Annotated in this window: 11 protein-coding genes; 1 reads left to right on the top strand and 10 read right to left on the bottom strand. The window is 60.8% G+C overall.

Annotated elements, in window-relative coordinates; genetic code table 11:
- The first annotated feature begins 42 nt into the window (after window positions 1–42).
- The gene (locus AB4P91_RS26465) at window positions 43–252 is read left to right on the top strand and encodes a hypothetical protein (RefSeq protein WP_042557949.1); all 210 of its coding nucleotides are present in this window, start codon (window positions 43–45) and stop codon (window positions 250–252) included.
- A 68-nt stretch (window positions 253–320) separates the two neighbouring features.
- Here AB4P91_RS26465 and pdeM read toward each other — a convergent pair whose 3' ends face one another.
- From pdeM to AB4P91_RS26415, 10 genes are all read right to left on the bottom strand, one after another.
- Complete coding sequence (gene pdeM / locus AB4P91_RS26460) at window positions 321–977, bottom strand: ligase-associated DNA damage response endonuclease PdeM (protein ID WP_395604017.1); 657 nt, start codon at window positions 975–977, stop codon at window positions 321–323.
- Complete coding sequence (locus tag AB4P91_RS26455; RefSeq protein ID WP_395604016.1) at window positions 977–3,463, bottom strand: ligase-associated DNA damage response DEXH box helicase; 2,487 nt, start codon at window positions 3,461–3,463, stop codon at window positions 977–979. The genes pdeM and AB4P91_RS26455 overlap by 1 nt, the downstream gene beginning before the upstream one ends.
- A gap of 189 nt (window positions 3,464–3,652) precedes the next feature.
- The gene (locus tag AB4P91_RS26450; RefSeq protein ID WP_150594469.1) at window positions 3,653–4,417 is read right to left on the bottom strand and encodes an ABC transporter ATP-binding protein; all 765 of its coding nucleotides are present in this window, start codon (window positions 4,415–4,417) and stop codon (window positions 3,653–3,655) included.
- Window positions 4,418–4,430: 13 nt separating this feature from the next.
- The gene (locus AB4P91_RS26445) at window positions 4,431–5,549 is read right to left on the bottom strand and encodes a succinylglutamate desuccinylase/aspartoacylase family protein (protein WP_395604015.1); all 1,119 of its coding nucleotides are present in this window, start codon (window positions 5,547–5,549) and stop codon (window positions 4,431–4,433) included.
- Between the two features lie 30 nt (window positions 5,550–5,579).
- Window positions 5,580–6,290, bottom strand: a complete 711-nt coding sequence (locus tag AB4P91_RS26440; RefSeq protein ID WP_047300003.1) for an ABC transporter permease — start codon at window positions 6,288–6,290, stop codon at window positions 5,580–5,582.
- The gene (locus tag AB4P91_RS26435; RefSeq protein ID WP_150604959.1) at window positions 6,287–7,015 is read right to left on the bottom strand and encodes an ABC transporter permease; all 729 of its coding nucleotides are present in this window, start codon (window positions 7,013–7,015) and stop codon (window positions 6,287–6,289) included. Before AB4P91_RS26435 ends, AB4P91_RS26440 begins: the two co-directional genes overlap by 4 nt.
- A gap of 56 nt (window positions 7,016–7,071) precedes the next feature.
- Complete coding sequence (locus AB4P91_RS26430; RefSeq protein ID WP_150594467.1) at window positions 7,072–7,854, bottom strand: transporter substrate-binding domain-containing protein; 783 nt, start codon at window positions 7,852–7,854, stop codon at window positions 7,072–7,074.
- A gap of 236 nt (window positions 7,855–8,090) precedes the next feature.
- On the bottom strand, window positions 8,091–9,779 hold the full coding sequence (locus tag AB4P91_RS26425; RefSeq protein WP_150594466.1) for an ATP-dependent DNA ligase: 1,689 nt from the start codon (window positions 9,777–9,779) through the stop codon (window positions 8,091–8,093).
- Complete coding sequence (locus tag AB4P91_RS26420) at window positions 9,776–10,810, bottom strand: ligase-associated DNA damage response exonuclease (protein ID WP_150597648.1); 1,035 nt, start codon at window positions 10,808–10,810, stop codon at window positions 9,776–9,778. The genes AB4P91_RS26425 and AB4P91_RS26420 overlap by 4 nt, the downstream gene beginning before the upstream one ends.
- Window positions 10,811–11,337: 527 nt before the next feature.
- Complete coding sequence (locus tag AB4P91_RS26415; protein ID WP_395604014.1) at window positions 11,338–13,788, bottom strand: penicillin acylase family protein; 2,451 nt, start codon at window positions 13,786–13,788, stop codon at window positions 11,338–11,340.
- Between the last annotated feature and the right edge of the window lie 159 nt (window positions 13,789–13,947).

Below are 13,947 nucleotides of genomic sequence, written 5' to 3'. Positions count from 1 at the left end.
TTTTTGTGTCTGGCAAAACGGGCCTTCGCCGAGGAGTGCCCCATGAAGATCGATCCGCATATCAGTGCCGAACTGGCAAGGCTTGAGCCCAATCAGATTGGCGTTTTAGCCTGGTCCTTGTTGGCACATCCGCCCATCAGCATGGCCGGCGGGATTCCTGGTCAGCCTGATCCCGACACCCCCAACGAACAACCGACCGAGCCGGGCGAACCGACCCTTCCGGATGAGCCGCCACCGGCACCTGTCGCCTGATTTGCACTAAAAAACGCGCTGAATGACGCGCTAAATGAATGGTCGGTCAGTAGAGGTCCGTAAAGACTTCAACTGACTGGCCAAATTTCGTTGTCGCCGATGACAAAGATCTTGCAGGACTCGTCGCGGTCGACCTGATAACCACCGGTAAACGCACCGAACGCCGGCATCAGGCTGATGCGCTCGCCCAGTTTGAAACAAGCCAGACGCAAGCTCTGCCGCCCTTTGCCGTGCAACCGATAGACCGGGTGTACATGCCCGGCCAGCACGTGTCTTTCCGCGTGGGGGTCGGGCTCGTGTTGCAGGGCGAACGGGCCAAGCAACAGCGGCTCCGGCACCACGCGAATGTTCAACGATGCGGGCGGGTCACCCGCGCGTTTGTCGTGATTGCCGCGAATCAGCGTCATCGGCAGATCAGCGTGGCGCGCCCGCCATTCGGACAGCGCGCTTAACGTGCCTGGCGCATGGGAGCCCGGGCCGTGGAGAAAATCGCCAAGGAAGATCAGTTGCCGGCAGGGCATTTTCGCCAACAGTCGATCTATCACGGCGATGTTACTCGCCGTCGTGCCTTGCGGAACCGGCTGACCGAGGCTGCGATAGGCCGCAGCCTTGCCGAAATGCACGTCGGCGATCAACAGCGCCTGTTGCGCCGGCCAATACAGGGCCTTTTCCGGTAACAACCAGAGTTCCTCGCCCGCCAGACGAACGGGGTAGGGCGCATTCATCAGGCCTTGCCCTTGTCGGCTGATTGCTCCAGATCACCGACCATCCGTCTGATTCGGTCAGCGAGTTTTTCTGAACTCATGCTCTCGCGCATGCGTTCTACCAGCAGCGGAAAGCCTAAGGGTGTAGGACGTTTGATCAGGTGTACGTCTAGTTTCATGCGATTGATGTGCTCCAGCGTCTGTTCAAGCCTGTGAATATCCAGTTCCTCTCGCAGGACTTCTTCCCCGGCCTGCGCCAGCAGCAGGTTGTCGGCGTCATATTGTTTGAAAACCTCGAAAAACAAACCGCTGGAGGCCTGCACCTGGCGGGTACTTTTTGGCGCGCCGGGGTAGCCGGCGAACACCAGTCCGGCAATTCGGGCAATTTCGCGAAAACGCCGCAGGGCCAGTTCACCGGCGTTGAGGCTGGCCAGCACATCGCGCAGCAGATGTTCGGGGTTGAACAGTTCGGCATCAAGTTGCTGCGGCCAATCAACCGGGGTGGCGCTGAGCAACTCCAGACCGTAATCGTTGACCGCGATCGAGAACGTCACCGGCTGACGCTGACTGGCACGCCACGCGAGCAGGCTGGCAAGCCCCAGGTGCACTTGGCGACCGGCAAACGGATAGAGGAAAAGGTGCCAGCCTTCGCGGGATTTCAGCACCTCGACCAGTAAGTTGTGCGTCGTGGGCAGGCCAGACCAGCGCGCTTGTGTTTCCAGCAAAGGGCGCAGGGCCTGCATTTCCGGCCCGACAAAATCACCCTGTGCGGCGGCGGTGAAGCGTGTCACTACTGCCTCGGCCAATTCGTTGGAAAGCGGCATGCGCCCGCCATTCCAGCGCGGTACGGCGGCTTTTTTCGCGGTGCTGCGTTTGACGTAAGCAGTCATGTTTTCCACGCGCACCAGCTCCAGCAAACGTCCGGCAAACAGAAAGCCATCACCGGGCTTGAGCCGCGCAATAAAACCTTCTTCAACGCTGCCCAATTGCTTGCCACCACCACCCTTGCTCCAGAACTTCAGCTGAATGCTCGCGTCGCTGACGATGGTGCCAATGCTCATGCGGTGCCGCCGCGCCAGTCGCGCATCTGGCACGCGCCAGACGCCGTGCTCATCCGGTTCGACTCGTCGGTAATCCGGATACGCCGTCAGAGACATTCCGCCATGGCGTACGAAAGCCAGCGCCCACGCCCAATCCGCCAGTGTCAGGTCGCGATAAGCCCAGGCGCCGCGGACTTCTTCGTACAGCGCCTCGGGTATAAATCCGCCCCCCAGCGCCATGCTGACCAAATGTTGCACCAGTACATCCAGTGGTTTGTGCGGTGAGCGTCGCGGTTCGATACGCCGTTGCGCCACGGCATCGCGAGCAGCGACAGCCTCGATCAGCTCGAGGCTGTGGGTGGGCACCAGCGTCACCCGTGAGGTGCGTCCCGGTGCATGGCCGGAACGCCCGGCGCGCTGCATCAGGCGGGCGACACCCTTGGCCGAACCGATTTGCAGCACGCGTTCCACCGGCAAAAAATCCACGCCCAGGTCCAGGCTGGACGTGCAGACCACGGCCTTCAAATGGCCGTCCTTCAATGCCTGCTCTACCCAGTCGCGGGTGTCGCGGGACAATGAGCTGTGGTGCAAAGCGATCAAACCGGCCCAGTCCGGCCGAGCTTCAAGCAGCGCTTGATACCAGATTTCCGACTGCGCCCGGGTGTTGGTGAACACCAGGCTGCTGGCGCAGGCGTCGAGTTCGGCGACTACTTGCGGCAGCATCTTCAGACCGATGTGTCCGGCCCAGGGAAAGCGTTCGATGGTCGGTGGGAGGAGGGTGTCGACCTTGAGGTTTTTTTCACTCTGGCCCTGAATGCTGACGCCACCGCCCTGTGGGATCAGCACCTGCTCGGCGTGGGATTGATTACCGAGCGTGGCGGAGACGCCCCAGACGATCAGGTCTGGCTGCCAGTAACGCAGGCGGGCGAGGGCCAGTTGCAGTTGCACGCCGCGTTTATTGCAGAGCAATTCGTGCCATTCGTCCACGACGATCATGCGCAGGGTCGACAGTGCGCTGTGTGCATCGGCGCGGGCGAGTAGCAGCGTCAGGCTTTCCGGGGTGGTAATCAGCGTGGTCGGCAGACGTCGGCTCTGGCGCGCACGTTCGCTGCTGCTGGTGTCGCCGGTACGCAGGCCGATGCTCCACGGGATCTGCAGATCGGTCACCGGCGTTTGCAACGCGCGGGCGGTGTCGGCGGCGAGGGCGCGCATCGGCGTGATCCACAGCACGGTCAGTGGTTCGGCAACGGGTTTGCGTTTGCGCACCGTTTCAACAACCGGCGCGGATCGAGCGAAACGGTTGAGCGCGGCAAACCACACTGCATAGGTTTTACCAGCGCCGGTGCTGGCGTGGAGCAGTCCGGACTGGCCGTTTTTTACGGCGGCCCAAACCTGTTTCTGAAAGACGAACGGTTTCCAGGTACGGGCGCTGAACCAGGTGTTTGCAAGGTCGGGAGATTTCGCCATGCCGGCTGCGCGCGCTCTGGAGGGGTTCTTCCAATGACCGCGGCGTGGCAGGACAAGTTTAATTTTGTGGGTGATGGATTTCCCGGTGGGAGCGAGCCTGCTCGCGAAGGGGGCAGAACATTCACAATCTATGTGACTGACAGACCGCTTTCGCGAGCAGGCTCGCTCCCACAGGGTTACGTGGGTAGCTTATTTGAGGTTGCCACTGAGGAATTGCTTCAGGCGTTCGCTCTTTGGATTGCCCAACACGTCTTCGGGGGCACCTTCCTCTTCCACCAAGCCCTGATGCAGAAACAACACCTGGCTCGACACCTTGCGGGCAAAACTCATCTCGTGCGTCACCATGATCATCGTCCGGCCTTCTTCCGCCAGTCCCTGGATCACCTTCAGCACTTCACCCACCAGCTCCGGGTCCAGCGCCGAGGTCGGTTCGTCGAACAGCATGACTTCCGGCTCCATCGCCAATGCCCGGGCGATGGCCACGCGTTGCTGCTGACCACCGGAAAGAAACGCCGGGTACTGATCCGCCACGCGCGCCGGCAAGCCGACCTTGTCCAGATAGCGCCGCGCGCGATCCTCGGCTTCCTGTTTGCTGCAACCCAGCACCCGGCGCGGGGCCATGGTGATGTTTTCCAGCACGGTCATGTGGCTCCACAGGTTGAAGTGCTGAAACACCATTGCCAGTCGCGTGCGCAGGCGTTGCAGCTCACTGGCGTCCGCGACGTGCATGCCGTGATGGTCGGTGACCATGCGAATGGCCTGGTCATCAAGGCTCATGGCGCCGGCGTTGGGTTGTTCGAGAAAGTTGATGCAGCGTAAAAACGTGCTTTTGCCCGAGCCGCTGGCGCCGATCAGGCTGATCACGTCGCCGGTCCTGGCCTTGAGCGACACGCCTTTGAGCACCTGATGGTCGCCATAGCTTTTGTGCAGGCCTTCAACGGTCAGTTTGTACATGGGACAGACATCCTCAAGGCGAAAGTAGGTAGCCGCTGCGATAGGCTTCGGCGCCCGCGACGTGGGCGATCACCATGCCGGCCGTGGCCATGCGCCGCAGCGAACGGGCGTACATCAGGCCGGCAGTGGTGCAATGAACGGGGGTGATGCGATCGTGGATCGGGTCGATGATTTCGGCGATCTGTTGGCCCGCCTCCAGGTATTGCCCCGCTGTGGCGGTGTATACCAGCAGGCCGCCGACCGGCGTGGTCACGGGTTCCACCCCGGCCAGTGGCGTGGCCGGGTACGGCAATGGCGGCTGCGGTTTTGTCTCACCGACGATGGCATCGGACTGGACCAGATAGTCGATCAGCGCCTGACAGTCGCGGCTGGCCATGGGGTGATTGACATCGCCCTGGCCGCGCAACTCGACGGTCACTGAAAAACTGCCCAGCGGAATCTCGAACTGTTCGCCGAAACGTTCCCGCAGTTGCCACCACAGCAGGGTGAAACACTCATCGAACGACTGTCCGCCGGAGTCAGTGGCCAACAGACTGGCCTGCGAGCCCATGTAACGCGCCAGCGGCTCGACCTGCGGCCACGCTTCGGGCGTGGTGTAGAGGTGAACCACGGATTCGAAATCGCAGTGCAAATCCAACACCATGTCGGCATCGCAGGCCAGCCGTTGCAGAGTCAGGCGCTGTGATTGCAGTTGCGTGCTGGCGGTCTGCCGGGCGAGGGCGTGGCGCAGGCTGGTGCGGATCAGTTCGAGGTTGCGTTGCGGGTCATCGCCCAGCTGGCCCTCGATGGCGTTGCCGATTTCTTCGCTGAGGTCGACGAACCAGCGATTGAAGTTCTGCCCGCTCTCCAGTTCGTAGCGGCCCAGTGGCACGTCCATCAGCACTTGATCGAGGCCGATCGGGTTGGCCACCGGTACCAGCACGATCTCGCTGCGCAGACGGCCGGCCGCCTCCAGCTCCGCCAGGCGCTGCTTCAGATGCCAGGCCACGAGCATGCCGGGCAATTCATCGGCATGCAGCGAGGACTGGATGTAGACCTTGCCTCTGGCTTGTTCCGGGCCAAAGTGAAAACTGTGAATCTGTCGTGCGGTCCCCGGCAGCGGGGCGAGCAGGTCATGGATCTGGTGTCGCATGTTCTTTCTCTTTATTCCTGAAAGCGCGGCTTAGTGAGTCGGCCCGAGGAAGGCCAGCCATCGGCGTTCGGCGAGGCGAAACAGGCCGACCAGCGCAAAAGTAATGGTCAGGTAAATCAGCGCGGCGATGCCGAACGACTGAAAAGTCAGAAAAGTTGCCGAGTTGGCGTCCCGGGCGACTTTCAGGATGTCGGGGATGGTCGCGGTGAAGGCCACGGTGGTCGAGTGCAGCATCAGGATCACTTCGTTGCTGTAGTAAGGCAACGAACGCCGTAGGGCCGAAGGCATGATCACGTAGGCATACAGCTTCCACCCGGTCAGACCGTAAGCCTTGGCCGCTTCGACTTCGCCGTGGTTCATGCTGCGGATCGACCCGGCGAAAATCTCCGTGGTGTAGGCGCAGGTGTTCAAGGCAAACGCGAGGATCGTGCAGTTCATCGCATCGCGAAAGAAGCTGTCGAGGATCGGCTGCTCGCGCACGGCGGCGAGGCTGTAGATGCCGGTGTAGCAAATCAGCAGTTGGATGTAGAGCGGCGTGCCACGGAACAGGTAGGTGTAGAACTGCACCGGCCAGCGGATATAGAAGTGCGGAGAAACCCGAGCGATCGACAGCGGAATCGACACAATGAAACCGATGAAGATCGACGCACTGAGCAGCCACATTGTCATCGCCAGCCCGGTGATGTTCTGGCCGTCGGTATAAAGGAAGGCTTTCCAGTATTCCTGCAGGAGTTCGATCATCGTACGGCCTCCCGGGAACCGGCGGCATAACGGCGTTCGAGCCAGCGCAGGATGAAATTCGAGGCACTGGTGATCAGCAGATAGATCAACGCGGCGAGGACCAGGAAGTAGAACAGCTGATAAGTGCTTTTACCGGCGTCCTGCGCGGCTTTGACCAGATCGGCCAGACCGATGATCGACACCAGCGCCGTGGCCTTGAGCATCACCATCCAGTTGTTGCCGATGCCCGGCAGGGCGAAGCGCATCATTTGCGGGAACACCACGAAGCGAAAGCGCTGCCCGCGTTTGAGGCCATACGCCGTGGCGGCTTCAACCTGCCCGCGTGGTACGGCGAGGATCGCGCCACGAAAGGTTTCGGTGAAATACGCGCCATAAATGAAGCCCAGGGTCAGCACCCCGGCGCTGAACGGGTCGATCTCGATGTACTCCCATTCCATGTAATCGGTCAGCGACGTCAGCCAGGTTTGCAGGCTGTAGAAGATCAGCAGCATCAGCACCAGATCCGGCACCCCGCGGATGAGCGTGGTGTAGAGCTGGGCGGGCAGACGCACCAGTTTGACTTTTGACAGCTTGGCACTGGCGCCGAGCAGGCCGAGCAACACGGCCACCAGCAGCGACATCGCCGATAATTTGATGGTCATCCAGGTGCCTTGCAACAGCAACGGGCCGAAACCCTGAAGGCTGAACGCGGAGAGCCCCAGATTTTGTAAGAGGTTTTCGAACATAAATCAGCAACCTGAGCGGATGGAAAAGGCGCCCATCGAGGATGGGCGCCGGGGCATTATTTGCCGCTGTGCAGATTCAGATCGCCAAAGTGTTTCTTTTGAATCTCGGCGTATTTGCCGTCGTCGTGTAACGCTTTGATACCTTTATCCAAAAGCGCTTTCAGCTCAGTGTTACCTTTCTTAATACCGACAGCCGTTTTGGCCGGCAGCAATTCGCTGTCGACGGGCTTGCTGACTTCGTAGCCTTCACCTTTTGGCGACTTCAGGAAGCCCAGTTCGGCTTGCAGCATGTCCTGAATGGCGGCATCGAGACGGCCCGAAGTCAGGTCAGAGTAAACCTGGTCCTGATTCTGATAGGCCTGAGTCTTCACGCCAGCCTTGTCCAGCACGGCTTTGGCGTAGGCTTCCTGAATGGTGCCTTGCTCGTAGCCGACGGTTTTGCCCTTGAGGGACGCGACGTCTTCGCTCAGGCCGGAACCCTTCTTGAACACGTAGGCGGTCGGGCCGGAAAACAGTTCGCTGGAGAAATCGATGACTTTTTCGCGAGCCGGCGTGACGGTCATCGACGAGATCACACCGTCGAATTTGTTGGCCTTGAGGCCCGGAATCATGCCGTCGAAGTCACTTTCGACCCACTTGCACTTGACCTTCAGTTCGGCGCAGATCGCGTTGCCCAGATCGATGTCGAAGCCTACCAGGCTGCCGTCGGCCGCTTTCGACTCAAACGGTGCGTACGAAGGGTCAACGCCGAAGCGCAGCTCTTTGTATTCCTTGGCCAGCGCGGAGCCAGCGGCCATGCACAACGCCAGTGCAGAAAGGGTCAGCAATGCTTTTTTCATTATTCAATCCCTAAGAACCAATATGAGCGCTTGTGGCGCAGAATTATTGTTACTGGAACGCGTACGACCTATAGAAAGTAGCAATTTCCGAACCATAGTCCCGAACAAGTGTTTTAAAAGGTGGGATTGATAGATAAGCAGAAAATTGATGCACGGAAACGGGCATCGCAAATGTGATGCACTTTTTGTGTGCGGATCGTTCCCGGGCGGTGCGTGGGAACGCTCGCGGGTGAGGGTCAGGCCAACAGATCCTGCAACGTCGCCAGGCTATCCGCTTCCTCCACAGTCTTGTCCTGCCGCCAGCGCAGCATCCTGGGGAAACGCACGGCGATTCCGCTCTTGTGCCGGCGCGAGAGGGCGATGCCTTCAAATCCCAGTTCAAACACCAGGCTGGGTTTTACACTGCTGACCGGGCCAAATTTTTCCACGGTGGTTTTGCGCACGATGCTGTCGACCTGCCGCATTTCGGCATCTGTCAGTCCTGAATAGGCCTTGGCGAACGGCACCAGTGCGCGTTGACTGGACTCGGGCGGGCCGTCCCATACGGCGAAGGTGTAATCGCTGTACAGGCTGGCGCGGCGGCCATGACCGCGTTGTGCGTAAATCAGTACCGCGTCGACACTGAAGGGGTCGACCTTCCATTTCCACCACACGCCCATGTCTTTGGTGCGACCCACGCCGTATAAAGAATCGCGTGCCTTGAGCATCATGCCTTCGACGCCCAGGCGCCGCGAGGCTTCGCGCTGACGGGCGAGGTCGAACCAGTCCGTGCCGGTCAATACTGGCGAGGGCAGCAACACCGGGCTGTTGCAGCGGGCGATGACATCGTCCAGTTGCGCGCGCCGCCGGGCTTGCGGTTGATTGCGCCAGTCATCGCCTTGCCATTCCAGCAAGTCGTAGGCGAGTACCACCACCGGTACGTCTTCGAGGATTTTCTTGTCGAGGGTTTTGCGCCCGATTCGCTGTTGTAGCAGGGCGAACGGTTGCACCGCGGGCGGCTCGGTCGATTGCGGATCAAAGGCATCTTCGGTGTGCGGGCGGTTGCTTTTCCACACCACGATTTCGCCGTCGATGACCGTGCCATCGGGCAAGCCGTGGACCAGCACATCCAGTTCGGGGAAGCGCTCGGTCACCAGTTCTTCGCCGCGCGACCACACCCACAACCGCCCGTCACGCTTGACCACTTGCGCGCGAATGCCATCCCACTTCCATTCCACCTGCCAATTGCTGGCAGGGCCGATCAGCGCTTCGAATTCTTCAACCGGTTGCGACAAGGCATGCGCGAGGAAAAACGGGTACGGCTGGCCACCGCGCTGAGCATGCTCGTCGGCAGATTCTGCGGCGATCAGCTTGAGATAGCTGGCTGCATCGGGCCGATTCGACAGGTCGGTGTAACCCACCAGACGCTGGGCCACACGTTTGCTGTCGAGCCCGGCCATCGACGCCAGTGCGCGGGTCACCAGCAGTTTCGATACGCCAACGCGGAAGCTGCCGGTGATCAGTTTGATGCACAGCATCAGGCTTGGCCGATCCAGTTGCGCCCACAGTGCGGGCAATTGCAGTGACAGCGCCTCCGGGGTTTCACCGCGTAGCGGTAGCAATTTGTCCTCGATCCATTCGGCGAGGCCGGCGTCGGAGCTGTGCGGATTTTCCGGCAGCACCAGCGAAATGGTTTCCGCAAGGTCGCCGACCGATTGATAGCTCTCCTCGAACAGCCATGGCGTCAACCCGGAGACCGCGACCGCCAGTTCGCGCAGGATCCGCACCGGCACCAGTTGCCGGGGCCGGCCACCGGACAAAAAGTACACCGCCCACGCCGCATCTTGCGGTTCGGCCTTGGCGAAGTAGGCCTGCATGGCGGCCAGTTTGGCGTTGCTGGACGTGGTGGCGTCGAGTTCGGCGTACAACTCGGCGAAGGCTTTCATGCTGGTATCTCTGCAATGGTCGGAGTGGCAGCTGCGCTATCTTCTTCGTCGTCGCCGTATTCGGTGTTGAAGCCTTGGGCATCGAGACCTTGCTCGCGCAGATGGCGCACCAGCACACCAATTGAGCCATGAGTGACCATCACCCGTTCGGCGCCGGTCTGCTCAATCGCCCATAGCAGACCGGGCCAGTCGGCGTGGTCGGACAGCACGAAACCGCGATCGACCCCGCGCCGCCGACGCGTGCCGCGCAGGCGCATCCAGCCACTGGCGAACGCGTCGCTGAAGTCACCGAAGCGCCTCATCCAGGTGCTGCCGCCGGCTGAAGGTGGAGCGATGACCAAGGCCTGGCGCATGATCGGATCGTTTTTTTTCACATCACCGGCGTAGATCGTCGGCGGCAGGTATACGCCGGCGTCGCGGTAAACCCGGTTCAACGGTTCGACGGCGCCGTGGCTGAGGATCGGCCCGAGGCTTTCGTCGATGCCGTGGAGGATTCGCTGGGCTTTGCCGAAGGAATAGCAGAACAACACGCTGGCCTTGCCCGCGGCGATATTGCCTTTCCACCATTCGTTTATTTCGCTGAACACCTGCCCCTGCGGCTGCCAGCGATAGATTGGCAGGCCGAAGGTCGATTCGGTGATGAAGGTGTGGCAGCGCACCGGTTCGAACGGCGCGCAAGTGCCGTCCGGCTCGATTTTGTAATCGCCGGAGGCGACCCAGACTTCACCGCCATATTCCAGGCGAACTTGCGCCGAGCCGAGCACATGACCGGCGGGGTGGAAACTCAAGGTGACACCGTGGTGGGTCAGGCGTTGGCCGTACGCGAGGGTTTGCAGGTTGATGTCCTGCCCCAGGCGCGAGCGCAGAATCCCTTCGCTGGCGCTGCTGGCCAGATAGTGCTGGTTGCCGGTGCGGGCGTGATCGCCGTGGGCATGGGTGATTACCGAGCGCTCGACGGGGCGCCAAGGGTCGATATAAAAATCCCCGGCGGGGCAGTACAAACCTTCCGGGCGCGCGATAACAAGATCCATGTCATTGCCAGAATGGGGGGCTTGTTAGCTATGAGGTTGGCGCGTGGTGAGAAGTTCTATGGATTTTCGAGAGCTACCCTCACCCCAGCCCTCGCCCGAAGGGAGAGGGGGCCGACCGCGTTGTCCGGCGAGTTACATTGACCTGAAAAACCGAGTCGATTATGGATTCACGGCGGGGTTTTTACGTCGGTGTGTCTTTGCAGCAACCCTCACCCCAGCCCTCTCCCGAAGGGAGAAGGGGTCGACCGTGTTGTCTGGCGGAGTTACATCGACCTGAAAAGCCGAGTCGATTATGGATTCACGGCGGGGTTTTTACGTCGGTGTGTCTTTGCAGCAACCCTCACCCCAGCCCTCTCCCGGAGGGAGAGGGGGCCGACCGTGTTGTCTGGCGAGTTACATCGACCCGAAAAGCCGAGTCGATTATGGATTCGGATGAGTTCGCTCAGGTCGGTGCATCTCTCGAATATCCCCGGATCAGTCCCCTCTCCCTCTGGGAGAGGGCTAGGGTGAGGGGCTCTTGATCTTTGTTACTTGCCCGGGGTCAGAGTCAGACGCGCTTTCCCATAAACCCGATCAAAATTCTGTGGCTGCATCGGTAACCCGATGTACTGCCCCTTGAGCCACTGATCGATGCCATTGAGGTAGTTCGGGCTAAGCGGATTCCCCGACTGCCCTGTGCCGTTCTGCCCCATCAAGGGTTCGGTCTGACCGAAGTCGACGATAAAACGCATCGATGGCGCACGGGTCGTAGTGAAGTCCTGGCCCCAGGCAAACGCCGAAGTATTCAGTGTCGTGTGATCGCCGCCTGCCGCCAGTGGCCCGCGAACGGTCTGGCCATTGGCGTTCTTCCACGCATAGCTGTGCAATTTGCCCCACTGCCAGGTCTTGTGATCACCGCCCAACTGACTGTCGCCAGCGTTGATCGCCGCCGCCAAGCTGCGGGCGAGTATCACGGCCTTGTCTTCTTTTTGCGGCGTGCGAAGGTCATCCCAGAACGGACTGTCCTCGCGCTCCAGCAAATGATCGGCCTGCGCCGCGTAGGACAATTCACCGTTAGCGATAAACGCTTTCCACGCCGGGCTGGATTCGGGGCCGAGTTCGTCGAGGAAGATCTGCTTCATGCTTTCTTGCAGAAACAGTTCATAGATCGCCGCATCGGCCGAAGTCGGGCTGAGTTTGCCGTCGAACGCCATCAACCGCGTGAACGCTTCACGCGCCTTGCTGCGATCGGCATCCGGCAAGGCATCAATCGCCTGTTTCAGCGGCTGCTTCATGCCTGGCGCGTCAAAGACTTTCTTCAGTTTGGCGGCGAATGTTGTGGTCTGGTCGTATTGCATGGCGATCACGCTGCGGCTGTCGTGCTTGCCGCTGCCGGCCAGTTCTGCCAGACGCTCGCCGCGTTCCGGTGCAGCCCAGGAGTTGGATAACTGCATGCCATAACCATGCGGGATGACTCGCTGGTTGGCGGTGCCGAGCCAGCCTTGCGCCGGGTCCTGATCGTAGGGGTGCAGCATCGGGTCGGCGTAACCGTCCCAGTCATAACGACCTTCCCAGCCTGGCGATGGCAGCAGGCCTTCGCCTTCACGGCGATTGGGGAAGCGCCCGGTGACTTGCCAACCGATGTTGCTGGCGTCGGCGAACACCAGATTCAACGCGATGGCGCGGATTTCCCGGCTGGCGTCCGACGCGCGTTCAACGTTCTGCGCACGGCTCAGGTCAAAAAATGCGTCCAGCGATTTGTCGTCGGTGAAGCTTGGCGTCTGCAAGGCCAGGCCGTAGCCGCTGCCTTGCGCTGCAGCCTTGGCACTGTTGAGCAGTGCGCCGTGACGGGTTTCGTACACCGCTTCGCGAATCGGCCGCTGGCCTTTGACGAAGTAGGTTTCGTTGCGCACGCCCAGTGGCTGCCATTTGCCATTGACCTCGTAGGTCAGGCTGCTGCCCTGGCGCCGGATTTTTTCCAGGAACAGGTCCTGGTTGTCGCCGAGCACGCTGCTCATGCTCCAGGCCACTTTGCCGTTGAAACCACCGAGCACCATCGGCAGACCGGCAACGGTCACGCCGGCAGCCTGATGTTTCGGCGCGCGGATCTGCACGAAACTCCACAGCGACGGCGCGGCCAATGGGCCGTGACTGTCGCTGGCCAAAAGACTTTTGCCGCTGCGGCTGCGTTGCGGCGCGATGGCCCAGTTGTTCGAAGACGTGGCGCCCAGCAGGTTCAACGTCGACAGCTGTTGGCTGACGCTGCTCAATTCGCTCAGGCCGGGGATCTGCCCGTTGAGCTTGAGGCCTTGCAGCTTGTCGGCTTCGCCCAGCGGCAGGTTTTCGTCAGGCGCCGACGGGGTCAGCCATGCAAGCTTGTCGGTGGTGACGGTCTGTGTCAGTACCAGCGAAGCGATTTCTTCCGGCAGGTTGGCCGACTGGCTGAAGTTCAGCAGGGCGAAAATCAGCGCCGAATCTTCTGGTTTCCAGTATTCAGGCTTGTAGTCACTGGAGGCGAGGTCGCCCGGCAGCTTGTCGGCGTAGCGGAACAGGTAGGCGTTGACACCCCGCGCATAGACTTCGAAGAAGCGCTTGAGCCGGGGTGAGGAGGCTTTGTACAGCTCGCCGGCGCTCTTCTTCAGATTGACCGCGCGCATGTAGCGGTCGGCGTCGAGCATCGACGCGCCGGACATTTCCGCGAGACGGCCCTGAGCCAACAGGCGCAGGGTGACCATCTGATTGATGCGGTCGCTGGCGTGGACATAGCCAAGGGCGAACAGCGCGTCGTGGAAGCTGTTGCTTTCGATCAACGGCATGCCCATGGCATTGCGGCGCACTGAAACGTTCTGCGCCAGACCCTTGAGCGGTTGCACGCCAGAGGTGGGCGGGAGGGTGTCCTGAGCGTTCCAGGTCTGACAACCGGTCAGGCTCAAAACACCGGCCACTGCTGCGGCAACGCCGAACCGGGGAAGAAAATGTGTGAGGGCTGGCGAGGCCATGGCAAAGCTCCTGCGGGGGTGTAGAGGCTGGGGGCGCAATAAAGGCGCTACGTTAGTGAGCAGGAGGATGCCGCGCAAGCGGGGCGAGTGGTTATTTCTTGCCACTGATCGATGATCGTTTCATGGCTTGCCTGGTTGAAGGCAGAGATGCTGAACTGC

The sequence above is a fragment of the Pseudomonas sp. B21128 genome (genome assembly GCF_044218865.1).
In the GTDB taxonomy this organism is placed as follows: Bacteria; Pseudomonadota; Gammaproteobacteria; order Pseudomonadales; family Pseudomonadaceae; genus Aquipseudomonas; species Aquipseudomonas iridis.
The sequence above is the reverse complement of the archived record's forward strand: the minus strand, read 5'-3'. Positions and strand labels throughout refer to the sequence as shown.

Bases quoted from the DNA above. Each gene is read 5' to 3' on its own strand.
- AB4P91_RS26465 (WP_042557949.1), top strand. From the start codon at position 43: ATGAAGATCGATCCGCATATCAGTGCCGAACTGGCAAGGCTTGAGCCC.
- pdeM (WP_395604017.1), bottom strand. From the start codon at position 977: ATGAATGCGCCCTACCCCGTTCGTCTGGCGGGCGAGGAACTCTGGTTG.
- AB4P91_RS26455 (WP_395604016.1), bottom strand. From the start codon at position 3,463: ATGGCGAAATCTCCCGACCTTGCAAACACCTGGTTCAGCGCCCGTACC.
- AB4P91_RS26450 (WP_150594469.1), bottom strand. From the start codon at position 4,417: ATGTACAAACTGACCGTTGAAGGCCTGCACAAAAGCTATGGCGACCAT.
- AB4P91_RS26445 (WP_395604015.1), bottom strand. From the start codon at position 5,549: ATGCGACACCAGATCCATGACCTGCTCGCCCCGCTGCCGGGGACCGCA.
- AB4P91_RS26440 (WP_047300003.1), bottom strand. From the start codon at position 6,290: ATGATCGAACTCCTGCAGGAATACTGGAAAGCCTTCCTTTATACCGAC.
- AB4P91_RS26435 (WP_150604959.1), bottom strand. From the start codon at position 7,015: ATGTTCGAAAACCTCTTACAAAATCTGGGGCTCTCCGCGTTCAGCCTT.
- AB4P91_RS26430 (WP_150594467.1), bottom strand. From the start codon at position 7,854: ATGAAAAAAGCATTGCTGACCCTTTCTGCACTGGCGTTGTGCATGGCC.
- AB4P91_RS26425 (WP_150594466.1), bottom strand. From the start codon at position 9,779: ATGAAAGCCTTCGCCGAGTTGTACGCCGAACTCGACGCCACCACGTCC.
- AB4P91_RS26420 (WP_150597648.1), bottom strand. From the start codon at position 10,810: ATGGATCTTGTTATCGCGCGCCCGGAAGGTTTGTACTGCCCCGCCGGG.
- AB4P91_RS26415 (WP_395604014.1), bottom strand. From the start codon at position 13,788: ATGGCCTCGCCAGCCCTCACACATTTTCTTCCCCGGTTCGGCGTTGCC.